This is a genomic window from Pseudomonas sp. B21-031 (assembly GCF_024748985.1).
Lineage (GTDB): Bacteria > Pseudomonadota > Gammaproteobacteria > Pseudomonadales > Pseudomonadaceae > Aquipseudomonas > Aquipseudomonas kermanshahensis.
Genome location: NZ_CP087181.1, coordinates 2,443,296 through 2,467,038 on the forward strand (window position 1 = coordinate 2,443,296; position 23,743 = coordinate 2,467,038).

The following is a 23,743-nucleotide window of genomic DNA, read 5'->3' on the forward strand; positions in this document are numbered from 1 at the left end:
CGCGAGGTTTGCCCCATGTCCGAATTCAGCCTGCTCGACCCGTTCCAGGCGGCCACCATCCCCCTGGGCGATTGGGTCACCGCTACCCTCAACTTCCTCGTGCACAACTTCCGCGAGGTGTTTCGCGCCATCCGTTGGCCGATCGACCAAGTGCTCAATGGCATCGAGTTCACCCTGCAGAGCATCCCGCCCACCATTGGCATCCTGCTGTCGTCCTTGCTCGGCTGGCAGCTGGCGGGCAAGCGCATGGCGCTGCTGTGCTTCGTCACCCTGACCCTGCTGGGGCTGATCGGCGTGTGGTCGGAGTCGATGACCACCCTGGCGCTGGTGCTCACTTCGGTGTTTTTCTGCGCGGTGATCGGCATCCCGCTGGGCATTGTCTGCGCCCGCAGCAACCGCCTGGAAAGCATCATCCGCCCCGTGCTCGATGCGATGCAGACGCTGCCGGCGTTCGTCTACCTGGTGCCGGTGGTGATGCTGTTCGGCATCGGCAACGTGCCGGGCGTGCTGGTGACCATCGTGTTTGCCCTGCCGCCGCTGGTGCGCCTGACCAACCTGGGCATCCGCCAGGTGCCGGAAGACAAGATCGAAGCGGCCCGCGCCTTTGGCTGCACGCCGCGCCAGATGCTGACCCGCGTGCAGCTGCCGCTGGCCACCTCGACCATCATGGCCGGGCTCAACCAGACCCTGATGCTGTCGCTGTCGATGGTGGTGATCGCCTCGATGATCTCAGTCGGCGGCCTGGGCCAGATGGTACTGCGCGGCATCGGCCGGCTGGACATGGGCCTGGCCACGGTCGGTGGCATGGGGCTGGTGCTGCTGGCGATCTTCCTCGACCGCCTGACCCAGGCCATGGGCGCGCGCACCAATGCCGACCCGAGCCTGCGCTGGTACCACACTGGGCCGGTGGGCCTGGTGCTGCGCCTGTGCGGTGCGGCGCAACCACAAGGGCAGCGCAAGGCCGCCTGAAACACCGCGTTCTATCTGCCGCAACCCTCGACAACAACCCGAAAAGGTACGCGAAGATGTACGAGTCCCCGTTCACCCGTCGTTTGCTTCAGTGCGCATGTGCCATGGCGCTTTCCGTGACGTGCCTGGGCGCCAGCGCCTCCACCGACAAGCCCGGGGAAGGGGTGAATATCACCCCGTCGTTCCCTTCGGTGGATGAAGAACGCTTCCGCGGCGAAATCGCCATGCAGGGCCTGCGCGAATTGGGCTACAACGTGCAGAAACCCAAGGAAACCGAATACGCCACGATGATTCTGGCAGTCGGCTACGGCGACGCCGACTTCAGCGTCAACCTGTGGGACAAGCTGCACGCCAGCTTCTACGAGAAGGCCGGCGGCGACCAGAACATGGTCAAGGCCGGCGATATCATGCCTGGCGTGTTGCAGGGCTACCTGATCGACAAGAAAACCGCCGATCAATACAACATCAAGTACATCACCGACCTGAAAAAGCCCGAGCTGGCCAAGCTGTTCGACACCGATGGCGATGGCAAGGCCGACCTGACCGGTTGCAATCCCGGCTGGGGCTGCGAACTGGTCATCGCCCACCATATGAAAGCCTACGACCTGGACAAGACCGTGCACGTCAACCAGGGGTCGTATTTCGCCTTGATGGCCGACACCATCACCCGCTTCAAGGAAGGCAAACCGGTGCTCTATTACACCTGGGTACCTCAGTGGGTGGCCGGGGTGATGGTGGAGGGGCGCGATGTGGTGTGGCTGCAAGTGCCCAACACCGACTTGCCGGGCGGCGGCAACAGCGTCGATACCACGTTCGAGGGCAAGAACCTGGGCTTTGCGGTGGACAAGGTCGAAGCGGTACTTAACCGAGCGTTCGCCGACAAGAACCCGGCGGCACTGAAGTTTCTGTCGCTGGTGCAGATCAGCGCGGCGGACGAGAGCGCGCAAAACCTCAAGATGCAGAACGGCGAGAAGAACCTGAGCGACATTCAGCGCCACGCCCAGGCGTGGATTGCAGCGCATCGTCAGCAGTTTGATCAATGGCTGCAGGCCGCGCGAGCGACGGCGGTGCAAGCCAGCAACTAGCGGCGCCACCTTGCAGGTGGGTGATTCTTCCAACACTACGATCAAGGAAGCCCTCGCACCATGATGACTTCGCCGTTCTCGATCCCCGCCCAGTCACGCCGTATCGACCCGTCGCGCCAGCGTGCTGCCGCGCTCAGGGCCGACGGCTCGGTCGATGACAACGACCGCAGCGAAATCGGCCCGACCCCTTTGGCGTTCGCCGAGTGGGCCGCGCTCGGCCTGCAGGTGCCGCAGTTGGCGACGATGCGAGAGTACCGCCTGCAACGCATCTGCGAGCAGCTCGTGGCCCGTGATCTCGGCGGCATTCTGCTATTCGACCCGTTGAACATCCGCTACGCCACCGACAGCACCAACATGCAGCTGTGGACCACCCACAACCCCGCCCGTGCCTGTTTCGTCGCTGCCAGCGGGCATGTGGTGCTGTGGGATTTTCATGGCTGCGAGCACCTCTCGGCACACTTGCCGTTGGTGCGTGAGCTGCGCAGTGGCGCGTCGTTCTTCTACTTCGAAACGGGCGAGCGTACCGACGAACATGCCCGGCGTTTTTGTGCCCAGGTCGACGAACTGCTACGAACCCATGCCGGCGACAACCGCCGCTTGGCCGTGGACCGCATCGAGGTCGCCGGCCTGCGTGCCCTGGACGCCTTGGGCGTGCAGGTGCAGAACGGCCAGGCAGTGACCGAGTTCGCGCGTGTGATCAAGGGCCCCGATGAAATCCTCGCCATGCGCTGCGCGGTGGCTTCCTGTGAAGCTGCCATCGCCGAAATGCGCCAGGCCATGCGCGCCGGGGTAACCGAGAACGACGTCTGGGCGGCGTTGCACAGCGGCAATATCCGCCGTGGCGGCGAGTGGATCGAAACCCGCATCCTCAGCTCCGGCCCGCGTACCAACCCGTGGTATCAGGAGTCCGGCCCACGGGTGCTGAGCGACGGCGACCTGCTGTCGTTCGACACTGACCTGATCGGCGTGTACGGCTTTTGCGTCGACATGTCGCGCAGCTGGATGTGTGGCGGGCTTGAGCCGACGGCCGAGCAAAAACGCCTGTATCGAATCGCCCATGAGCACATCCAGGTCAACGCCGACATGGTCAAGCCTGGCGTTCGTTTCTCCGAACTCACCGCTAACGGGCATCGCCTGCCGGAAAGCTGCCGTGCCCAGCGTTATGGGGTGATGTTCCATGGGGTGGGGCTGTGTGACGAGTATCCCTGCATTCGGTACCCGGAAGACTTCGAGGCCTATGGTTACGAAGGGGAACTGCAGCCTGGCATGGCGCTGTGCGTTGAGGCCTATGTGGGGGAGGTGGGGGGGCGTGACGGGATAAAACTTGAGAACCAACTGTTGGTGACCGAGACGGGATATGAAGTGCTGACCCATTACCCGTTCGAAGACAGTTTTCTCGCCGCGTGACTGAGGCGGCCCGGGCCCGCTTAGCGGCCCCGGGTCGTTGCAGCGTAGGGGGGTTATCCGTTCAGCTCGGCGTCGGCCAGGGGTTGCGTCTGCTTGCTCGCAGACTTCTTCTCCTGCACCACGATGTAGAACTCCTCGCCGTGTTTCACCGCGCCATACAGCACGGCCTTTTCGATCAGCTCAGTGCCACGCAGGTGGCGCAGCATCATCGGGTCCTTGCGCAGGTCGCGGTACAGCGCCAGGCACAGCAGCACCATCACCACGACAAAGGGCAGCGCCACCACGATGGTCAGGTTCTGCAGCCCGGTAAGCGCTTCGCCAGGGTCGCGTGGGTCGCCGATCGCCAGCATGATCGCCGCCACCGTGCCGGTCAGTGCCCCCCAGAAGATCACGGTGCGCCGTGATGGCGTGGTGGTGCCGTGCTCCGACAGGGTACCCATGACCAGCGACGCGGCATCGGCCCCGGAGACGAAGAAGATACCCACCAGGATCATCACCAGTACCGAGGTCACCGAGGCCAGCGGGTAGCTGTCCAGCAGCTGATAAAGGGCATGGTTGCTGTTCACGGCGCCATTGACCAGTGCGAAGCTGCCTTCGCGCAGGGCGTCGATGGCGGCGCCGCCGAAGATGGTGAACCACACCAGGCTGACCAGGCTCGGTACCAGCAGCACGCCGGTGACGAATTGGCGGATGGTGCGGCCGCGGCTGATACGGGCAATGAACATGCCGACGAAAGGCGTCCAGGAGATCCACCAGGCCCAGTAGAACACTGTCCAGCCGGCCAACCAGCTGTCCATCTGCTCACCGCCGCTGGCGTTGGTGCGGGCCATCATCTCTGGCAGCATCTTGATGTAGATGCCGATCGAAGTGGGCAGCAGGTTGAGCATCAACAGTGTCGGGCCAACCAGGAACACAAATAGCGCCAGCACCAGCGCCAGCACCATGTTGGTGTTGGACAGCCACTGGATGCCTTTGCCGATGCCAGAGACCGCAGAGGTGACGAAGGCGATGGTCAGCAGGGTGATGATCGAGATGTAGAACAGCTTGCCGGGGCTCTCGATCCAGCCGTTGTACTCCAGGCCACCGGCGATCTGCAGGGCGCCAAGGCCGAGCGAGGCGGCAGAGCCGAACAAGGTGGCGAAAATCGCCATCATGTCGATCACACGGCCAACTGGGCCGTTGGCGTGTTTGCCGATCAGGGGCCGGAAGGCGGTGGAAATCAGCTGCGAGCGGCCGCGTCGGAAGGTGCCGTAAGCGATCACCAGGCCAACGATGGCATACATGGCCCAGGGGTGCAGGGTCCAGTGGAACAGGGTGGTGGCCATGGCCACCTGCATGGCTTCGCTCGATTGCCCGGTGGCCGAGCCGGGAGGCGGCGACACGTAATGCGACAAGGGTTCGGCAACGCCGAAGAACATCAGGCCGATGCCCATGCCGGCGCTGAACATCATGGCCACCCAGGATACCGTACGGAACTCTGGCGCTTCGCCATCACGCCCCAGCGGAATTCTGCCGTAGCGGCTGGCGGCCAGCCACAGCACGAAGATGACGAACACGGTCGAAGTAAGTACGAAAAACCAGCCAAAGTTGAGAATGACCCAGGATTGCGCTGAGGACGCGCTGGCGGCCAGGCTGGCCTGGCTGATGAAGCCCCAGATGACGAAGCCGATGGCCAGGATGCTGGTGATGCCAAAGACGATCCAATCGATCTTGCCCTCGAGGTGCCGGTCCTGGCGCGCTTCTGCGGTCTTCGAGGGGTCCGTCACGCCAAGGTCGAGCGTTTCGGTAATGTGTTCCTTTGCCATGAATGGTGTTGCCCCTTTGTGGCTTACCTGTGCGTGCAGGCTTGTTGTTGTGGGCTGCCGGGGACGATGACGGTCTCGGCGGGGGAGTCTTGCCGGGCCGATTATCCTGTGCGAGTCACAGCGCTTCCTGTCCCGAATGCGCCGTGGGGCATCCCTTGAACGACCTGTTTAATACTTTTAGTTCCGGGGGCGATGGCCCTATTTGTCCCGCGTTCTGGTACCCTGATGGGCATTACCCTGGCCCGCACTCCCGAGCACCGTAGAAGCGGCGCTGCCTGCGAGCCTGGCCTTATCAGGAAACGGAGATTCGTCAATGGCCACTGACCGTGTGAGCCTGATTCATTTCGATAAATTGAGCATGAGCCCTGCCGCTGCCGAACGGTTCCAGACTGCCCTCGATGCCCTGGAAACACTCAAGCTGCAGGATCGGTACGTGTACCTCGTTGCTCCTTATCTGGGTGATATCGCCGACGCCTCTGACCGTGAGCAACTGGCCACCGCCATGGAGCAGGGCATCCGCGTGGTGCATGACTTGTTGGCTAACAAGTCGATCACCAAGGCCAAGTCCGAAGAGCTGTGCAAAGTCTTTGAAAATGCCGCCGAACGCGTGCGCGCTGAAATGCCGGCCTGAATGTTGGTCTTGAGCGTGTAATGGCCAAGGACATCGACAACCCCTGCGTCTCGCTTTGCCAGCTCAACAGCGAGCTGTGCGTAAGCTGTGGCCGCACCCGTGAAGAAATCCGCAAGTGGCGCGGCATGAAGCGCCCTGAGAAAATGGCCACCGTGCAGCGCGCGGCCACGCGGATGAAGGCCATCGTCAAGAAGAACGCGAAGCGGCAGAATGCCGACTGACCGTTGTCTGCTGCCTCAACACTCAACTCTCTGAACGTTAAATCGAGCCTGGAAAATGGATTCTCACTCGCTTCTTGCCTTTACCCTGGTCGCTGCGATCGCCATCGCCAGCCCTGGCCCTGCAACGCTGATGGCGATCAACAACAGCCTGGCCCACGGGCAGCGCAGCGCTGTCTGGTCCTCGCTGGGCAATGGTTCGGGGCTGTTCTGCCTGTCGGCAGCGGCCATGCTCGGGCTGGGCGCCTTGTTGGCCAGCTCTGAAGTCCTTTTCAATGCGGTCAAGATTATCGGTGCCGCGTACCTGTTCTACCTCGGCGCACGGCAGTTGTTGAAGAAAGGCCCGATGCTGGAGGCGGGGGCTGAGGCAGGGGTGGCCAAGCAGCGCCCGACGCCGATGAAGCTGTACAAATCGGCGTTCCTGACGGCGGTGACCAACCCCAAGGCGACCATGTTCTTCACGGCGCTGTTCCCGCAGTTCATCGATCAGGGGGCAGCGTTGCTGCCGCAGTTCCTGATCCTGACCGGGATCTTTGTCGCCTTGTCGCTCGTTTCGCTGACCCTGTACGCCGCGCTGGCCTCGCGGGCCAAGGGCGTGTTGACCCGGCCCAGCCTTTCGCGCTGGGTGAGCCGGGTGGTGGGGACGACCTTCATTGGCTTCGGTGCGGCCATTTTGACGATGCGTCGTCAGTCGGCTTAAGCCATTCGGGGCTGACTGGCGACGCGCAGTTGCCCCGTCAACCTGCCTGCGCAACAAAAACCTGCCTGCCCGCCATTATGGGCCAGACTGTCTACACCACGCGAAGCCAGATGCTGCAGTCTTCCACGGGATGTGGCAGCCTTTGGCGACCACGCCGGGTCGCCGGGTGCCACTTGTGCCGAGGGTTGTAGATGATCGAGCGTTGCGTTCGCCACGCCTTGCTGTTGTTGCTGTGCGTGTTCCTGCTACCGATGGGCGTGGGTGCGCAGGCGGCATGCCAGCACCTGACGGCCACTGGCAACCCTGAATACCCCCCGTACCTGTGGCGTGACCCACACAACCCTCAGCAGTTGATCGGTGCCAATGCCGACTTGCTCAAGCACTTGGGCAAGCAACTCGGGCTGGAGGTGGAGGTGATCTATGGCGGGCCTTGGTCGCGTGCCCAGGAGGAAGTGCGCACGGGCCGTATCGACCTGCTGGCCGGGTATTTTCTGACCCAGGCGCGCACGCACCTGATGGACTTCATAAGCCCCGCGTTCCTGCACACGCCCAGCGTGGTCTGGGTGCGCCAGCAAGGGGCCTTTGCCTATCAGCAATGGGCGGACCTGCAAGGCCGTAAAGGCGGGACACTGGTCAATAACAGCCATGGCCAGCAGTTCGATGACTATGCCAGGGCCAACCTCACGCTCGAAGCGGTGCCCAGCGCCAAGCAAGCCTTCGAGAAACTGTTGCTCAAACGCAGCGACTACGTGGTCTTCGAGCAGTACCCCGGCATGGCGTTGGCGCAGACGCTGGGCATGCAGGACAAGCTGCAGGTGCTGGACCCGCCCGTGTCCAGCGAAGGCTTGTACCTGGCGGTGTCACATCAGTCGCCCTGCAATCAGCCGCAGTTGCGCGAAGCGTTGGCGCGGGAGATGACCCAGGTCGTATCCAGCACGTTGCCGGAGCAATTACTGCGGCAGAACCTGGCACGCTGGCAGCAACAGCAGTCGCAAGGGCTCGCTCACTGACCCTCACATCGCCGTCAGGGCTTGAGGCACGTCAACGTCCAGCACCACCCCAGCATCGTCGACGGCTACGCTGATGCACGCCTGCGGATTGTCCAGGATGACCTGCCTGCCGCCTTGGTCGCCGTGCAACTGCGCCAGTGCCGGCCAGAACGCACGGCCGAAGACCACCGGGTGCCCGCGCTGGCCCTGGTACAGCGGCAGCACGATACGTGTAGCGCTGGCCTGCTCGCACAACGTGTGCAAGGTACGCGGTGCGATCCACGGCATATCCGCCAACAGCACCGCCACCGCCTGGGCCGGGGTCTGCAACAGGGCGGTGACCCCCGCTGCCAGGCTGGCGCCCATGCCATGTTCGGCCTGGTTGGCCCATACGATCCGGGCACGCGGGTCGATGCCCAGTTGCTGCGCGTCGTCGCCCGGGCGCAGCACGAGGTGCACCACGGCGAACTGCTCGAATGCGCGCGCCAGCGTCGTTGCCAGCAGCGTCTGCCCCGAAGGCAGCCGTGCCAGGCGTTTGTCGCTGCCAAAACGCTGCGCTCGCCCGGCCGCCAGCACCAGCGCGGCGCAGGTCATGGGGTGTGCAGGCACGCCTCGGCCTCCCGCGCAAGCTTGGCCTTGGTCACGTTGACCGCGCCAGGCAGGCTCACGTCGTTCTTGGCGGCAAGGATCTCGGCCATGACGCTGACGGCGATTTCGGCCGGGGTCTTGCTGCCGATGTAGATGCCGATAGGGCCGTGCAGGCGCTGGAGGCTGGCTTCGGTCTCGCCGAAGTGCTCGATCAGGCGCTCGCGGCGCAACTGGCTGTTACGCCGCGAGCCGATGGCGCCGATATAAAACGCCGGGCTGTGCAGGGCTTCGAGCAATGCCAGGTCGTCGAGCTTGGGGTCGTGGCTGAGGGCGACGACGGCGCTGCGCAGGTCGGGGGCGAATGCGCGAACCACGTCGTCCGGCATCCCGGCCAGCTTCACCACGCCTTCGACGCTCCAGCCGCCCATGTACTCGGGCCGAGGGTCGCACACCGACACAGTGAAGCCGTTGAACAGGGCCATGGTCGCCAGGTATTCGGCCAGCGCGCCGGCGCCGATCAGCAGCACCCGGTAGCCAGGGCCGAGGGTGCTGAGCATGCGCTGGCCGTCGAAGCTGAACTGATCCGGTGTGGCGCTGGCCGTAAGCGTGGCTGCGCCGCTGCGCACATCCAGCTCGCGGCGTATCAGGCTACCGCTGTCCAGGCCGGCCAGCAGTTGCGCCAGGTGTGCTGCCGATGGCTCGAACTCGAGAATCAGTTGCAGGGTGCCGCCGCAGGGCAAGCCGAAACGGTGGGCGTCCTCGGCGCTGACGCCGTAGCGAACCACCTCCGGCAGCCCGGTCTGCATGCCGGGGCCGCCATAGGCGGTGGTGTAGCGGTGGATGAGATCGTCCTCGATGCAGCCACCGGACACGCTGCCGACCACGCGACCGTCGCTGCGCAGGGCCATCATCGAACCGACCGGGCGAGGTGAGGAGCCCCAGGTGCGGGCCACGGTGGCCAGCAGGACGCGTTCACCGCTGGCAAGCCAGTCGCGGGCGGTGCGCAATACCAGCAGGTCGATGCTTTCCATTCTCATTCTCCAAAGCGTAATACCTGTGCCGACTTCATCGCATATGCAAGATGATGGGGCTGCTGCTGGCCGGGTCGGTGTGCCCGCGCAACGTGCTCACTGCCTGTGCATCCACCGCGCTGCCGTGGTTGCCCCAACTGCTGCGTACAAAGCTCAGTACTTCGGCAACCTCCTGGTCCGACAATTGCTCGCGGAAGGCCGGCATGCGGTAGGCATCCGGCAGGCCAGCGGCAACGATGCGTTGCGAGCCATTGAGGGTGATGTTGATCGCCGAGGCGTTCTCGCTGGCCAAGGCCGAGGTTGCGCCCGCTAACGGCGGCATCCATTCGGCCTGGCCCTTGCCGTCCAGCCCATGGCAAGAGGCGCAGCGCGTGACGTAGGTGTGGGCGCCCGGGCGCTCCAGTGTCGTCGCCGCCGATGCCGCCTGGTACTGCCAGGGCGTGCCGTCACGCTGCGGATCGCCTGGCAGCGATTTCAGGTAGTGGGCGATTGCCGCCAGGTCCTCGTCGGCCATGAACTGCGTGGAGTTGTTGAACGCCTCGGTCATCGAGCCATAGACCACGGCATGCCGGTTACGCCCAGTCTTGAGAAACTGGACGATCTCGGCTTCGCTCCAGCGCCCAAGGCCGGTGTTGTGATCGGCGCGCAGGCTCGGGGCGTACCAGCCATCGAGCAGCGCGCCGGCGAGGAACGGCTTGCCGTCCTCATCTAGAGCCTTTTCGTTGAAGGCCAGGCCTCGTGGGGTATGGCAACTGCCGCAGTGCCCGGGGCCCTGGACGATATAGGCGCCACGGTTCCACAGGGCGTCCTGGCCAGCCTTGGCCACGTAGGGCGTAGTGGGCGCAAACAGCCCGTTCCACAGGGCGATGGGCCAGCGCAGGTTCAGCGGCCACGGAATATCGCTGGGGATGTTCGGCTGGTTGGCAGGTTGCACGCCCTGCATGAAAAACGCGTACAACGCACGCACATCGTCATCGCTGAGCTTGGCGTAGGAGGGGTAGGGCATGGCCGGGTATAGCCGCCGGCCACCGGGGGCGACGCCATGGCGCACGGCGCGGTCGAAGTCGGCGAGGCTGTAGCCGCCGATGCCGGTGTCCCGGTCTGGGGTGATGTTGGTGGCATGGATCGCGCCTAGCGGCGTGGCCATCTCCAGGCCCCCGGCGAACGGCTTGTTGTCGGGCAGGCTGTGGCAGGCGACGCAGTCGCTGAGCCTGGCCACGTACTCGCCGCGGCTGACCAGTGCCGGGTCGACGTTGGCATTTTGCTCGGCCACGAAAGGCGACGCGGGCTCCCGGGTGACATACCAGGCCAGCAGGCCTGCCGCGACCAGGCACGGCAGCGCCAGCCAGCCGGCGGTACTTGCGAATCGGCTGTGGGTCATGGGCGTTCCTTGTCCTGTCAGGTGAAGGTGTAGCGGCTCAATGGGATGCTGCGGATGCGCTGGCCGGTCAGCCGCGCTACCGCGTTGGCCACCGCCGGTGCAACTGCGGGCAGCGGCGGTTCGCCGATGCCGCCCATCTTCGCGCCGCTTTCGACGATGCGCACATGCACCCGCGCCATGCGCGAAGGTGGCAGGATCGGGTACAGGTCGTAGTTGCGCGCACGGGGTTTGCCGTCGATGTACACCGCTTCTTCCAACAGGGTTTGCGACAGGCCCAGGGCCACGGCGCCGTTGACCTGGGCTTCGATGATCGCCGGGTTGACGATGCTGCCCGGGTCGATGGCCTGCCAGATGTCGTGCACTTTGACCTGACCGTCCTCGATCGACACTTCGGCGATAACCGCCGCCTCCGAGCCAAACGGCGAGGCCATGGCCACACCACGTGCCCGTTTGCTGCCGTCCTCGGCCGTGAATGGCCCACGCTTCCAGCCGCCGGACAACTCGCCGACCGCCTGTAGCAGGGTGGTCAGGCGCGGGTTGTCGCGCAACAGGTGCAGGCGCAATTCGTAGGGGTCCTTGCCGCCTTTGTCGGCCAGTTCGTCGAGGAAGGCTTCGTAGAAGAAATCGTTCAGCGAATTGCCTACTGAGCGCCAGTAGCCAAGCATGACCGGGCCTTTGACGTAGATCTGGGCAATGCGTTTGTTGGCGATGGCGTACGACTTGCCCGACAGCCCTTCAAGGGCAGTGGGGTCGATCTTGTCACCTTGCTTGCCGGCCAGTGCCTCGGTCGGGCCTTCGGTCGCACTCACAGCTTCTATCGCGACTGGCAGGCCATCGTCATCCAGTGCCCCACGGAACTTGACCACCGCCAGCGGCCGCAACACATCCCGCAGAAACTCTTCTTCGCGGCTCCAGATCAGCTTGACCGGGCGGCCCACCGCTTTGGCCAGGGCGATGGCCTGCGGGTAGGGGTTGGCCGATTCGTATAGAAAGTGCCGGCCAAAAAAACCGCCCAGCAGGGGGGAGTGCAGGGTGATGCGCGCAGGGTCGAGACCGGTGCGTTTGGCGATGTCGTCGCGGAACATGTCCGGTGCCTGGTTAGGCAGCCACACCTCCAGCGAACCGTCGGGGTTGAAGCGGGCCAGCGCCGAGGGCGGCTCAAGCTGGGCGTGGTTGAGGTACTGGTTGTGGTAGGTCGCCTCAACCTTGGTCTTGGCCTTGGCCAGCACCCCGGCCACATCGCCTTGATTTTCCTCGTCGCGGGCCGGGCCTTGCTCGGTGGCCAGGCGGTCACGATAGGCGTCGCTGGAGAAGTCCGCCGGCATTGGCCTTACCGGCGAATCGCTGCCGGGCTCCTGCCAGTCCACCTGGAGGGCCTCGACTGCGCGCTTGGCATGCCACCAGCGTTCGGCGACAACCGCCACCGCGCCGGGTAATTGATGCACCGAATGCACGCCTTTCATGGCCTTGACCTGTGCTTCGTTGCGCAGGCTGCCCACTGTCATGCCCAGGCGTGGTGCGTGCTGGACGGCGGCGTGGAGCATGCCGTCGAGCTTGATGTCGATGGTGTACACGGCTTTGCCGGTGGATTTGTCATAGGCATCGACCCGGCGCACCGGTTTGCCGATCCAGCGGAACTGGCTGGGGTCGCGCAGCTTCACGCTGGCCGGGTCTGGCACCGGCAGGTCAAGGGCGCGCGCGGCCAGTTCGCCGTAGGGCACCGAACGGCCTGAGGCTGCATGGACGACCTTGCCGGGTTCGGTAGAGAGTTCGTCGACCGGCACCCCCAACTGCTCGGCACCTGCCTGCAGCAACATGGCCCGGGCCAGGGCGCCGAGGCGGCGCATGGTCGGGTAGCTCATGCGTACCGACATGCTGCCGCCGGTGATGCGCATGCCGTTTTCCATCACCACGTAAGCCTCGCCAGGCGGCGCGCTGTCGACCAGGAACGTGGCCGGGTCGGCATCCAGTTCTTCGCCGACGATCTGTGCCATGGCGGTGTAGGTGCCTTGGCCGCCCTCCATGAACGGGCAGAGCAGGCGCACGGTGCTGTCCGGGCGAATTTCGAGGAAGGCCGGCACTTGTGTGCCGCGCTCCTGGGCCGCGGCGGTAGCGGCCTGGACCCGTGCCGAGCCCAGCGGCAACCCAAACCCGAGTACCAGCGCGCCTGCGGCGGCGCCCGCCGAGGCTAGCAGGAAGCGGCGGCGTGACAGGTTAACCGGCTCACCCAGCGGCAGCGCCGACAGCTCGGCAGGGGTATCGATACGCGTGTTCATTACGCCTCCTCCTGCTGGGCCGCAAGGTCGTGGACGGCGGCATGGATGGCGTTGTAGGTGCCGCAGCGGCACAGGTTGACCATCGCGGCATCAATCTGCGCGTCGCTGGGCTGGGGCGTGTGCTTGAGCAGCGCTGTGGCGGCCATCACCTGGCCTGACTGGCAGTAGCCGCACTGGGCCACCTGGTGCTCGACCCAGGCCGCGACCACGCGCTTGCCAACGGCGTCGTCCTCGATCGCCTCGATGGTGGTCACTTCGCGCCCGACCACGCCTGCCACCGGGGTCACGCAGGCGCGCACCACGCTGCCGTCCACCAGCACCGAGCAAGCGCCGCATTGCGCCAGGCCGCAGCCATACTTGGTACCGGTCAGCCCCAGGTCGTCACGGATCACCCACAGCAGGGGCGTGTCGGCGTCGGCCTCGACCTGATAGGTCTTCTGGTTGATGCGTAGTTCCATGGTTCACCTGCTCATCATCGGTTTGCTGTCGCGTTGTCGTCTTGAGTGGGGATACGTTGCCCCCAATCCAGAAACGCTAGCACAGCGCTACGACCGGCGAGCGGGCGCTGCCGACAGGTCAGGAGGATCAGGCAAGGAATCCGGCGGAATGCGCAAGGCAGGCGTTGGCGGCAGGCAAACAGGACTTCCAGGCGAAAAACCCGGATAATGCCGGCCAATTTCGTTTTGCACGCTTAACTCACGGTAATCCCGCATGGAAATCAAGGTCAATTTTCTCGACAATCTCCGTCTCGAAGCCAAGTTCGACGACTTCACGGTGATCGCCGACCAACCGATCCGTTACAAAGGCGACGGTTCGGCCCCGGGGCCGTTCGACTATTTCCTGGCGTCTTCGGCCCTGTGCGCGGCTTACTTCGTGAAGCTGTACTGCCAGACCCGCGACATCCCCACCGAAAACATTCGGCTGTCGCAGAACAACATCGTCGACCCGGAAAACCGCTACAACCAGATCTTCAAGATCCAGGTCGAGCTGCCCGAAGACATCTCCGAGAAGGACCGCCAGGGCATCCTGCGTTCCATCGACCGTTGCACGGTAAAGAAGGTCGTGCAGACCGGGCCTGAATTCGTCATCGAGGTGGTGGACAACCTCGACGCCGATGCCCAGGGGTTGCTGATGCCGGTGTCGGACACCAGCACCTACATCCCGGGCAAGGACCTGCCGCTGGAGCAGACCATCGCCAACATGTCGGCGATTCTCGCGGGCCTTGGGATGAAGATCGAGATCGCCTCGTGGCGCAATATCGTGCCCAACGTGTGGTCGCTGCATGTGCGCGATGCGCAGTCGCCGATGTGCTTCACCAATGGCAAGGGTTCGACCAAGGAGGCCGCGCTGGCCTCGGCGCTGGGTGAGTTTATCGAGCGCCTGAATTGCAACTTCTTCTACAACGACCAGTTCTGGGGCGAGGACATCGCCAACGCGCCGTTCGTGCATTACCCGAACGAGCAGTGGTTCAAACCGGGGCCCAAGGACGCGCTGCCCAGCGAGATTCTCGACGCGAACTGCCTTGAAATCTACAACCCCGACGGTGAATTGCGCGGCTCGCACCTGTACGACACTAACTCGGGCAACACCGCGCGGGGCATCTGCTCGCTGCCGTTCGTGCGCCAATCCGATCAGGAGCTGGTGTACTTCCCGTCCAACCTGATCGAGAACCTGTTCCTCAGCAATGGCATGAGCGCTGGCAACACCCTCGCTGAGGCGCAAGTGCAGTGCCTGTCGGAAATCTTCGAGCGTGCGGTGAAGCGCGAGATCCTCGAAGGCGAACTGTGCCTGCCGGATGTACCGCAGGAAGTGCTGGCCAAGTACCCGGGCATCGTTGCTGGTATTCAGGGGCTGGAAGAGCAGGGCTTCCCGGTGCTGGTCAAGGACGCGTCGCTGGGCGGTGAGTTCCCGGTGATGTGCGTGACCTTGATGAACCCGCGCACCGGTGGCGTGTTCGCCTCGTTCGGCGCGCATCCGAGCCTGGAAGTGGCGCTGGAGCGCAGCCTCACCGAGTTGCTGCAGGGCCGCAGCTTCGAAGGCCTGAACGACCTGCCGCAGCCCACCTTCGAAAGCCACGCGCTGACCGAGCCGAACAACTTTGTCGAGCACTTCATCGACTCCAGCGGCGTGGTGTCGTGGCGCTTCTTCAGCGCCAAGGCCGATTTCGAATTCGTCGAGTGGGACTTCTCTGGCCATGGCGAAGATTCCAACGTACAGGAAGCTGCGACCCTGTTCGGCATCCTCGAAGACCTGGGCAAAGAAGTGTACATGGCGGTGTACGACAACCTCGGTGCCACCGCGTGCCGCATCCTGGTGCCGGGTTACTCGGAGATCTACCCGGTCGAGGACCTGATCTGGGACAACACCAACCGGGCCTTGTCGTTCCGCGCCGACATCCTCAACCTGCACAGCCTGGACAACCGCTCGCTGAAGTTGCTGCTCAAGCGCCTGGACAACTGCGATGTGGACGATTACACCACCATCACCACGTTGATCGGCGTCGAGTTCGACGACAACACGGTGTGGGGCCAGTTGACCCTTCTTGAGCTGAAGCTGCTGATCTGCCTGGCGGTGCAGCGCTTCGAAGATGCCAAGGAGCTGGTCGAGGCGTTCCTTCAGTTCAACGACAACACCGTCGAGCGTGGCCTGTTCTACCAGGCGTTGAACGTGGTGCTGGAAGTGGTGCTGGACGATGAACTGGAGATGGAAGACTACGAGACCAACTTCCGCCGCATGTTCGGCAACCCGCGGATGGACGCGGTGCTGGGCTCGGTGGACGGCAGCGTGCGCTTCCATGGCCTGACGCCGACCAGCATGAAGCTGGAAGGGCTGGATCGTCATTTGCGTTTGATCGAGAGCTACAAGAAGCTGCATGCGGCTCGGGCCAAGTTTGCCTGATCGACCGAACGCCGCTTGTGCGGCGCTTCGCAGCACAAGGCTGCTCCTACACAGGCCCGATTCGGCGCCAAGAAGGTCGCGCGCCCCTGCCACAGGATTAATTGGCCCGAAACAATTGTAGGAGCAGCCTTGTGCTGCGAAGCGCCGCGCAAGCGGCGCTCAATCTCATAGGCGCCAAAAGCCCCAAGCCGTGCACCTCGCAGCCATCCCCTATATAGCGGTTAACACTTACCGCTATCTCAAATCCGTCTTGCCTCTCACCCCCCACCGCTTGCCGCTTCCCCCATCAGGCGCATAATTTTCTGCTGCCCCCACGGGCTCGACCCTCAACCTATCCATGGCGCGATGACCGCCAGAAGGACCTCGGCCGCGCACAAACAAGAAGGCGCAGACCATGAGCACCCCTTTGGATACCAATGCCTTGAAAGCCCGCCAGCAAGCCGCGTGGGCCAGTGGTGACTACGCCGTGATCGGCACCACCCTGCAGCTGGTGGGCGAACGCCTGGCCGAAGCCTGTGATTTGCGCTGGGACGAGCAGGTACTGGACGTCGCAGCCGGCAACGGCAATGCCACCCTGGCCGCCGCGCGGCGCGGTTGCCGTGTCACCTCCACCGACTACGTGGCCGAGTTGCTCAAGCGCGGTGAAGCACGCGCTCAGGCCGAGCACCTGAACGTGGTGTTTCAAGTGGCCGATGCCGAAGCGCTGCCGTTCGCCGAGGGTGCATTCGATGCTGTTCTGTCGAGCTTCGGTGTGATGTTCACCCCCGATCAGGCACAGGCCGCGCGGGAATTGAGCCGCGTCTGTCGGTCCGGCGGCCGGATTGGCCTGGCAAACTGGACCCCGCAGGGTTTCGTTGGCCAGATGTTCAAGACGCTCGGGCGCCATGTTCCGCCGCCAGTCGGGGCATTGCCCCCTTCGCGCTGGGGTGACGAGGAACAGTTACGGGTACTGTTCGACAGCGCGCTGGGCCAGATGCAGGTCACCCGTCAGCACTTCAACTTCCGCTATCGCTCTGCGGCGCACTTCATCGATGTGTTCCGCACTTGGTATGGGCCGGTGCACAAGGCGTTTGCGGCATTGGCGCCTGAAGCCGCCAATGCGCTGGAGAGCGACCTGACTGCGCTGTTGAATGAAAACAACGTGGCAGGCGGGGCCTCACTGGTTGTACCCAGCGAGTATCTGGAGGTGGTGATCACGCGGCGTTGAGCGTCAGCGACTGCTGCCTAGTTCTTGCACTTTGCCATCACCACCTGGCAGGTCTTCGGTGTCCCCCCAGACCTGCCTGCATAGCGCACACAGTTGTTCAGCGACTTTTGCCGGGCAATGCTCAAGGTATTGCCCCAGGCCAGGCCACCTTCGCCCGTAGTCGGTACGGCCTTGGCGAAGCAGTTGGAGCCAACGGTCGAGGCCGCATAGCGAGCTTGGTTTTTCTTGCTGGAGCAGCCCGCGCTCAGCCCCAGGCCGAGGATGAGCAGCGTGTTCAGTGCCCAGAACGCCCACGTGCGCTCCCGGTAGTCGCTCATGCTGTTCTCCTTGTTTGAATGATGCCAAAGCGCTGCAGGTGGAAAAGCACAGCGCGGGTGCTTGCAGGATACCATTCAAGCGAAACGGTGAACTATCGCGTCGTAGAGACGCTCCTTTCTTTAGCGCACCCCGCGCACGCCTGATGATGTCTTTGTCATCAGGCCCGGGTCACTGAACGATAAGGAGGCGCCGTGACCGCATCTGAGCAAACCCTCTACCGCTGCACGCCAGGCCCATTGCACGCCATGCTGCTGGCCGGCGGTGTTCCGCTGTTTCTTGGCGCGCTGTTGAGCGATATCGCCTACTTCAACAGCTACCAGATCCAATGGAGCAACTTCGCGGCCTGGCTGATTGCCGGTGGCCTGGTGTTTTGTGGGCTGGCGCTGCTGTTCGCATTGGTCAACCTGATCCGCGCCGAGCGCAAAGGCGGGCGTGCGACCCTGTATTTCGTGCTGTTGCTGGCGACTTGGGTGTTGGGGCTAATCAACGCGTTCGAACATGCCAAAGACGCCTGGGCAGTAATGCCGTCGGGGTTGGTGCTGTCGGTAATTGTGACCGCGCTCGCAACCGCAGCGGCGTGGACCGGGCTGAGCAACCTGCGTTCGGGAGGTGTGGCATGAAACCTTTGCACACCTTGAGCCTGTTGAGCATGGCGTTACTGATCAGCGCCTGTGGTGGGGAGGGCACGCCCACTCAAGCCCATGGCCCTGACCCTAAGCTGCCTCAGCCACAACGTGGTTTGCTGCCGAGCATGAAGATCGCTGAGCCAGTTGCCTGGGGTGAGCAAAAGCCGACTGTGCCTGAGGGCTTCAGCGTCACGGCAATCGCCACCGGCCTGAACATCCCGCGCCAGAGCCTGGTGCTGCCCAATGGCGATATTCTCGTGGCCGAGGGCCGCGGCGGCAGTGCCGCAAAACTCAAACCCAAGGATGTGATCGCCAGCCAGATCAAGGCCAAGGGCAATACCCAGGTCAAAGGCGGCAATCGCCTGACCTTGCTGCGCGACGCCGATGGCGATGGCACCTACGAGGTGCAGACGGTGTTTGCTGAAAACCTTAACGCCCCTTACGGCCTGGCGTTTGCCAACGGCAAGCTGTACGTGGCCAACCAGGATGCATTGGTGCGTTTCGACTATCAGGAGGGCCAGACCAAGGCCAGCGGTGCGCCGGTCAAGGTCACCGACCTGCCTGCCGAAATCAACCACCACTGGACCAAGTCGCTGGCCGTCAGCGCTGATGGGCGCTTCCTTTACGTGGGAATCGGCTCGAACAGCAACATCACCGAGCGCGGCCTGGAAGTGGAGATCGATCGGGCCATGGTGTGGCAGGTCGATGCCCAGACCGGTGCTCACCGGCCCTATGCGACCGGCTTGCGCAACCCCACGGCATTGGCTGTTCAGCCACAGAGCGGGCAGGTGTGGGCGGTGGTCAACGAGCGTGATGAGCTCGGCCCTGATCTGGTCCCGGACTACCTGACGTCGGTGCGTGAAGGCGGGTTTTATGGGTGGCCCTACAGTTATTGGGGCCAGAATGTCGATGACCGGGTCAGGCCACAGAACCCGGACAAAGTGGCGGCGGCAATCAAGCCGGACTACAGCCTTGGCTCGCATGTGGCTGCACTGGGGGTCGATTTCTCGGTACCGGCCATGGGCGAGCGCTTCGCCGACGGGGTGTTCGTGGGTGAGCACGGTAGCTGGAACCGGCCAAACCCCGTGGGCTACAAGGTGATCTTCGTGCCGTTCAGCAATGGCAAGCCGGCAGGCGAACCGATCGACTTTGCCACGGGCTTCCGGGGTGAAGACGGCAAGACGCGTGGACGGCCGGTGGGGGTGACGGTCGATCCGCGCGGTGCCTTGATCATTGCCGACGACCTGGCCAATACGGTCTGGCGGGTGACGCGCAGCCAGTAATGACTATGCTTGTTGGCGCGTGAACCTTTCACGCGCCAACCCGGAAACGAATACAGGGAAGCAGGCCTATGAAACCCATTAGCTCACTCGCTCGCGCTGTCGCACTCGCCTCGCTGGTCTTCGCTGGCAGCTTCACGGCCCAGGCCGCTGATGTGCCGATTGGTAGCGAAGCGCTGGAAAGCCATGTCACCACCAAGGTGCAGGCTATCGACCTGGCCAGCCGCCAGGTCACGGTGGAGGGCGCCAACGGCAAGCCTGTGACCTTCCAATTGACCGAGAAGGCCAAGGCGCTGCCCAACCTCAAGGTCGGCGACACGGTCGACATCTACGTGACCCGCGCTGTGGCTTATGTGCTCAATACCGACGTGGGCGGCGCGCCTAAAGTGAGTGATGAGTCCGGAAGCATTCGCGCCACCAAGGACAACCCCAACCCCGGCGGTGAGGCGTTCCGCCAGGTCAAGGTCACGTCGCAGATCAAGAAGATCGACCTCAAGAAGCATGAGGTGAGCCTGCTGCCGCCGGAAGGCAAGCTGCAGGTGGTGAAGGTCGAGAACCCTGACCTGCAGGCGCGCATGAAGAACCTCAAGGTCGGCCAGACGGTCGATGCCATCTACACCGAAGTGCTGCGCGTAGAGACCTCACGCTAGGTCGGCGAGTGAGGTGCCCGACTATTCACAAGGCGAATAGTCGGGGTGCATATGTTTGATTTCCATAACCGGTGCAGATCCATCGATCATGGCCTCCATCACACAACAAGGTGAGGGTGGTCATGTTGAGCAAGTCGATGGTTCTGTTGGGTATCCCTGTGGCGATGGCGTTGCTGGCGGGTGCCGTGTTGCCGTTTCAGGCAGCTGGCAACGCCGCTGTTGGCCGGGCGTTGGGCCACTGGTTATGGGGGGCGTTCACCTCGCTGACGGTCAGTTCAGTGGTGGTGATTGCGGCGCTGCTGATACTGCGGGTGCCAACGCCAGACCTGGGCAAGGCCCTCCAAGGGCCCTGGTGGCTGTGGATTGGCGGCGTGCTGGGCGCGCTCTACGTGGCCGGCGCGGCAGCACTGACGCCGAAACTGGGCGCCGCGGGCTTTCTGGTGCTGGTGGTGGCAGGGCAGATCTTGACGGCGGTCATCGCTGACCATTTCGGGGTAATGGGGCTGGGGGGCAAACCGGTCAACCTGGCTCGGGTGGCCGGCGTGGTACTGATCCTGTGTGGGGTGTTTCTGGTCCAGGGGAACTGGGGGAGCAGCGCTGCGGCTAAGCCGGTGGCGCTCGAGCAGTCACAGCGCTGATCAAGTGCCTGGCTGGCTGCAGGCCCACACCGCTTCGCGCAGCCAGCGATGCCCGGCGTCGCTGTCTTTGCGGCTGTGCCAGGCCTGCTGATAGGCAAATGAAGGGATGGCCAGTGGTGGCTCAAACGGGCGCAACGCCTGGTGCTGGCGCAATGAACCTACCGCGCGGCTGGCCACCGTGAGAATCAGGTCGGTGCCCGCAAGCACCTCGACCGCCGCACTCCAGTGCGGCAGTGCCAGGGCGATGTGCCGCTGCAGGCCGTGGGCGGCCAATGCGCGTTCTATTTCATCATGGGCATCTGGGTGCATGGCCATCAACACATGGGGGCGAGCCAGCCAGTCGGCCAACTCAAGGCCCCCACTGGCAGGCAGCACCTGGCGGTCGGCAACACTGATGAAGTGTTCCTCGAACAGGGGCTGGGCGGTGATGCTCTGCGGCAGTTCGGGAAATAGGCCCAAGGCGAGGTCGAGCTCCCCGTCGAGCAGCTGGGCCAGCATGGTTTCACGGCTGGCCTGGCTGATTGCCAGGTCCACACCGGGTGCTACCTGGCGCACGTGGCGGACCAGGGGCGGAAGGATGATGCGCGAAGCATAGTCGGACAACGACAAACGAAAACGGCGCTGCGCCTTGGCAGGGTCGAACAGTGGAGCCGCCAGCAGGGCGTTGAGGTTGCCCAAGGCATCTTGCAACGGCTTGGCCAGTGCCTGTGCCCGCGCAGTCAGGACCATGCGGCCATTCTGGCGTATCAGCAAGGGGTCGTCGAAGTGCCTGCGCAGTTGTGCCAGCGCGTGGCTCACCGCCGGCTGGCTGCGGTGTAGGCGCAGGGCGGCGCGGGTCACGTGCTTCTCTGTCAGCAGTGCATGCAAGGCCAGCAGCAGGTTGAGGTCGATCTTGCGCAGTTCATCCATGGGGCGAATAGTCGAGGCTGATTGGGCGGGCTTTGATGAGCCTAACAGATGTCCTGGTTTGGGTGCGCGTGGGTGCGAATGGCGGTCGGCTATTGCTGCACAGCTTGCAGAAATCATGTGCACTGTGCCGTATTGTTCAATTTTCCATGCCTAATTAGCCTGTATCGAAACCGTCATCCTCACAGGAATCGATCATGGTCAGCCGTATAACACTCAACGCCACCGGCACTGCCGATGTCATGCAGGTGCAGCAGGTCCAACCGCAAGTGCCAGGGCCCGGCGAGGTCTGGCTGGAGCAGACCGCCATGGGCGTCAACCCGCTGGACGTGCTGCAGCGCAAGGGCGGGGCGCCCCTGGCATTGCCGTCCGGCCTGGGGCTGGAGGGCGCCGGGCGGGTGAGCGCGGTGGGTGAAGGGGTGGGCAATGTGCGCGTGGGGGATCGGGTGGCGTATGCGATGGGCCCGGTAGGCGCTTATGCCAGCGAGCGGCTGTTCCCTGCCGAGCGCTTGGTCAAGCTGCCGGACTCACTGGACGAAGAAGCCGCCGCAGCCGTTTTGTTCAAGGGCATCACCGCGCAGTACTTGCTCAAGAGCACCTACGCCGTGGGGCCGGGTACCCAGGTGCTGCTGTATGGCGCGGGCGGGGCATTGGGGCAGCTCATGGCGTCTTGGGCCAGGCACTTGGGGGCGACCGTGATTGGTGTGGTGTCGCGCCCCCAGAGCGTCGAGCGGGCGCGGGCGGCGGGCTGCCATCATGTGCTGGTGTTCGAGGCGGCCACGTTGGCCAGGCAGGTGCGCGAGTTGACTCAGGGCGAGGGTGTAAACGTGGTGTATGACAGTGTCGGCAAGGTGTCGCTGGAGGCCTCGCTGGACAGCCTGCGCCCGCGTGGGTTGCTGGTGTCGTTTGGCGGAACCTCCGGCGCGCCGGCGGCCATTGAAGTGGCCACGCTCAATGCCATGGGTTCGCTGTACCTCACGCGCCCATCCCTGGCAGCCCATACGCGCACCGTCGAGGAGTACCAGCATCGCGCCGCCGATGTGCTGGCGGCGGTCGACGCAGGTATCATCCAGCCTCGGGTCTGGCGTCGCTACCCGCTGGCCGAAGCGGCCAGGGCCCACGCGGACCTGGAGCAAGGGCTGTCGGAAGGCGCGCTGATTCTCACTGCCTGACTTCCCTACCTTCTGCCGAGCCTTGCCATGGATGCTTTCGACAGCCGTCGCGCCGATGAACTCGCCACCTTGCTGGCCTTGCACGAGCAGGGGTCGTTCGCGGCTGCCGGACGGCAACTGGCGCGCCACCCCACGGTACTGTCCAAGCGCCTGAGCGCACTGGAAGCACGCCTTGGCATCCGCCTGGTTGAGCGCAGCACGCGGCAACTGCGCTTCACCGACGAAGGTGAGCGGTTGGTGGCGCGGGTGCGTGAGGCCAGCCGGCTGATCGCCGAAGCCGAACAGGACGCCACGCAAGGGGCGGTAACGGTGCGGGGGCGTTTGCGCCTCGCCTTGCCGGCGGCCATGGGGCGGCGCTGGTTGAGCGGGATGCTGGCGGATTTTGTGCTGGCCTATCCGCAGGTCACAGTGGAGGCCGAGTACGCCGATCGCTTCGTTGACCTGATCGGCGAGGGCTTTGACGCTGCCATCCGTATCGGCGAGTTGGCCGATAACCGCCTGGTGGCGCAAAAGCTGTGCGATCACCGCCGCATCCTCTGCGCCTCGCCGGGCTACTTGGCCAGTCATGGCACGCCGCAGCAGCCTGAGCAGCTAGCTGAGCATAACTGCCTCGGCTTCAGCGGCTTGCGTTCGTTTCCCGAATGGCGCCTCACCCGGCAAGCGCAGCAAGTCAGTGTCAAGGTCAGTGGTTCGCTGCGCAGTAATGACAATGAAGCCTTGCTCGAAGCTGCTCGGCGGGGTGTGGGCATATTGGCTGGCGGCGACTGGCTGATGGGCGAGGACTTGGCCAGTGGGCGCTTGGTGAGGGTGCTGCCGCACTGGCAGCTCGACGTGGCGGCAGGGATCTATCTGGTGCGGCCTACGGCACGCCTGAACACCGCTGCACTCGGGGTTTTCAAAACGTGGGTGACTGAGCAGTTTAGTGCGGGAGCGCCCTGGCGGCACCAGGGCGATCATCTATAGATATT

The 23,743-nt window shown here is 64.0% G+C and carries 23 protein-coding genes; 15 read left to right on the forward strand and 8 right to left on the reverse strand.

Annotation, left to right across the window (positions count from 1 at the left end; genetic code table 11):
- The first annotated feature begins 15 nt into the window (after window positions 1-15).
- Genes proW through dddP form a run of 3 tightly spaced genes read left to right on the forward strand, consistent with a single transcriptional unit; the run spans window position 16 to window position 3,461 of the window.
- Window positions 16-969: a glycine betaine/L-proline ABC transporter permease ProW gene (proW, locus tag LOY53_RS10895; protein ID WP_099429070.1), complete on the forward strand. Its 954-nt coding sequence runs from the start codon at window positions 16-18 to the stop codon at window positions 967-969.
- 56 nt (window positions 970-1,025) lie between these two features.
- Window positions 1,026-2,054: a glycine betaine/L-proline ABC transporter substrate-binding protein ProX gene (proX, locus tag LOY53_RS10900; RefSeq protein ID WP_252823728.1), complete on the forward strand. Its 1,029-nt coding sequence runs from the start codon at window positions 1,026-1,028 to the stop codon at window positions 2,052-2,054.
- 60 nt (window positions 2,055-2,114) lie between these two features.
- The gene (dddP, locus tag LOY53_RS10905) at window positions 2,115-3,461 is read left to right on the forward strand and encodes a dimethylsulfonioproprionate lyase DddP (RefSeq protein ID WP_252823730.1); all 1,347 of its coding nucleotides are present in this window, start codon (window positions 2,115-2,117) and stop codon (window positions 3,459-3,461) included.
- A 53-nt stretch (window positions 3,462-3,514) separates the two neighbouring features.
- Here the strand turns inward: dddP and LOY53_RS10910 are convergent, their stop codons facing one another.
- Entirely contained in the window at window positions 3,515-5,266 is a 1,752-nt protein-coding gene (locus LOY53_RS10910; protein ID WP_258703998.1) for a BCCT family transporter, read from the reverse strand.
- Between the two features lie 313 nt (window positions 5,267-5,579).
- Here LOY53_RS10910 and LOY53_RS10915 point away from each other — a divergent pair, with 313 nt between their 5' ends.
- From LOY53_RS10915 to LOY53_RS10930, 4 genes are all read left to right on the forward strand, one after another.
- Window positions 5,580-5,897: a hypothetical protein gene (locus LOY53_RS10915; protein ID WP_252823734.1), complete on the forward strand. Its 318-nt coding sequence runs from the start codon at window positions 5,580-5,582 to the stop codon at window positions 5,895-5,897.
- A 20-nt stretch (window positions 5,898-5,917) separates the two neighbouring features.
- Window positions 5,918-6,118, forward strand: a complete 201-nt coding sequence (locus tag LOY53_RS10920) for a DUF1289 domain-containing protein (protein ID WP_099454445.1) — start codon at window positions 5,918-5,920, stop codon at window positions 6,116-6,118.
- 55 nt (window positions 6,119-6,173) lie between these two features.
- Window positions 6,174-6,815 (forward strand): LysE family translocator, encoded by a 642-nt coding sequence (locus tag LOY53_RS10925; RefSeq protein ID WP_252823735.1) that lies wholly within the window; start codon window positions 6,174-6,176, stop codon window positions 6,813-6,815.
- Window positions 6,816-7,006: 191 nt separating this feature from the next.
- On the forward strand, window positions 7,007-7,825 hold the full coding sequence (locus LOY53_RS10930) for an ABC transporter substrate-binding protein (protein ID WP_252823736.1): 819 nt from the start codon (window positions 7,007-7,009) through the stop codon (window positions 7,823-7,825).
- 3 nt (window positions 7,826-7,828) lie between these two features.
- On the opposite strand, the gene LOY53_RS10935 is transcribed toward LOY53_RS10930, so the two are convergent.
- The 5 genes from LOY53_RS10935 to LOY53_RS10955 are packed head-to-tail and all read right to left on the reverse strand — an operon-like array spanning window position 7,829 to window position 13,538.
- A complete protein-coding gene (locus LOY53_RS10935; RefSeq protein WP_309475941.1) occupies window positions 7,829-8,413 on the reverse strand; it encodes a nucleotidyltransferase family protein in 585 nt (194 codons plus the stop codon).
- Window positions 8,395-9,423, reverse strand: a complete 1,029-nt coding sequence (locus LOY53_RS10940) for an XdhC family protein (protein WP_027593626.1) — start codon at window positions 9,421-9,423, stop codon at window positions 8,395-8,397. The genes LOY53_RS10935 and LOY53_RS10940 overlap by 19 nt, the downstream gene beginning before the upstream one ends.
- A gap of 34 nt (window positions 9,424-9,457) precedes the next feature.
- A complete protein-coding gene (locus tag LOY53_RS10945) occupies window positions 9,458-10,804 on the reverse strand; it encodes a cytochrome c (RefSeq protein WP_258703999.1) in 1,347 nt (448 codons plus the stop codon).
- A 17-nt stretch (window positions 10,805-10,821) separates the two neighbouring features.
- A complete protein-coding gene (locus LOY53_RS10950; RefSeq protein ID WP_258704000.1) occupies window positions 10,822-13,080 on the reverse strand; it encodes a xanthine dehydrogenase family protein molybdopterin-binding subunit in 2,259 nt (752 codons plus the stop codon).
- Window positions 13,080-13,538, reverse strand: coding sequence for a (2Fe-2S)-binding protein (locus LOY53_RS10955; protein WP_252823739.1), 459 nt, complete (start codon window positions 13,536-13,538; stop codon window positions 13,080-13,082). The genes LOY53_RS10950 and LOY53_RS10955 overlap by 1 nt, the downstream gene beginning before the upstream one ends.
- A 253-nt stretch (window positions 13,539-13,791) precedes the next feature.
- Here LOY53_RS10955 and LOY53_RS10960 point away from each other — a divergent pair, with 253 nt between their 5' ends.
- Together LOY53_RS10960 and LOY53_RS10965 are read left to right on the forward strand one after the other, a co-directional pair.
- Window positions 13,792-15,978 carry an OsmC domain/YcaO domain-containing protein gene (locus LOY53_RS10960; RefSeq protein ID WP_258704001.1) on the forward strand — a complete coding sequence of 729 codons (2,187 nt, stop codon included), beginning with the start codon at window positions 13,792-13,794 and terminating at the stop codon, window positions 15,976-15,978.
- A gap of 394 nt (window positions 15,979-16,372) precedes the next feature.
- Complete coding sequence (locus LOY53_RS10965) at window positions 16,373-17,185, forward strand: class I SAM-dependent methyltransferase (protein ID WP_252823741.1); 813 nt, start codon at window positions 16,373-16,375, stop codon at window positions 17,183-17,185.
- 17 nt (window positions 17,186-17,202) lie between these two features.
- Here the strand turns inward: LOY53_RS10965 and LOY53_RS10970 are convergent, their stop codons facing one another.
- Window positions 17,203-17,502 carry a hypothetical protein gene (locus LOY53_RS10970; RefSeq protein ID WP_085274366.1) on the reverse strand — a complete coding sequence of 100 codons (300 nt, stop codon included), beginning with the start codon at window positions 17,500-17,502 and terminating at the stop codon, window positions 17,203-17,205.
- 246 nt (window positions 17,503-17,748) lie between these two features.
- Here LOY53_RS10970 and LOY53_RS10975 point away from each other — a divergent pair, with 246 nt between their 5' ends.
- The 4 genes from LOY53_RS10975 (at window position 17,749) to LOY53_RS10990 (ending at window position 20,697) form a co-directional block, all read left to right on the forward strand.
- The gene (locus LOY53_RS10975) at window positions 17,749-18,123 is read left to right on the forward strand and encodes a DUF2231 domain-containing protein (protein WP_258704166.1); all 375 of its coding nucleotides are present in this window, start codon (window positions 17,749-17,751) and stop codon (window positions 18,121-18,123) included.
- Window positions 18,120-19,412 (forward strand): sorbosone dehydrogenase family protein, encoded by a 1,293-nt coding sequence (locus tag LOY53_RS10980; RefSeq protein ID WP_252823743.1) that lies wholly within the window; start codon window positions 18,120-18,122, stop codon window positions 19,410-19,412. The genes LOY53_RS10975 and LOY53_RS10980 overlap by 4 nt, the downstream gene beginning before the upstream one ends.
- A 68-nt stretch (window positions 19,413-19,480) precedes the next feature.
- On the forward strand, window positions 19,481-20,059 hold the full coding sequence (locus LOY53_RS10985) for a hypothetical protein (protein WP_027593617.1): 579 nt from the start codon (window positions 19,481-19,483) through the stop codon (window positions 20,057-20,059).
- Window positions 20,060-20,181: 122 nt separating this feature from the next.
- The gene (locus LOY53_RS10990; protein WP_258704002.1) at window positions 20,182-20,697 is read left to right on the forward strand and encodes a DMT family transporter; all 516 of its coding nucleotides are present in this window, start codon (window positions 20,182-20,184) and stop codon (window positions 20,695-20,697) included.
- Here LOY53_RS10990 and LOY53_RS10995 read toward each other — a convergent pair whose 3' ends face one another.
- Window positions 20,698-21,606: a LysR family transcriptional regulator gene (locus LOY53_RS10995; RefSeq protein ID WP_258704003.1), complete on the reverse strand. Its 909-nt coding sequence runs from the start codon at window positions 21,604-21,606 to the stop codon at window positions 20,698-20,700.
- A 194-nt stretch (window positions 21,607-21,800) separates the two neighbouring features.
- Here LOY53_RS10995 and LOY53_RS11000 point away from each other — a divergent pair, with 194 nt between their 5' ends.
- Both LOY53_RS11000 and LOY53_RS11005 read left to right on the forward strand, forming a co-directional pair.
- Window positions 21,801-22,775, forward strand: a complete 975-nt coding sequence (locus tag LOY53_RS11000) for a quinone oxidoreductase (RefSeq protein WP_252823747.1) — start codon at window positions 21,801-21,803, stop codon at window positions 22,773-22,775.
- A gap of 27 nt (window positions 22,776-22,802) precedes the next feature.
- On the forward strand, window positions 22,803-23,738 hold the full coding sequence (locus LOY53_RS11005; RefSeq protein WP_258704004.1) for a LysR family transcriptional regulator: 936 nt from the start codon (window positions 22,803-22,805) through the stop codon (window positions 23,736-23,738).
- The last annotated feature ends 5 nt before the right edge of the window (window positions 23,739-23,743 follow it).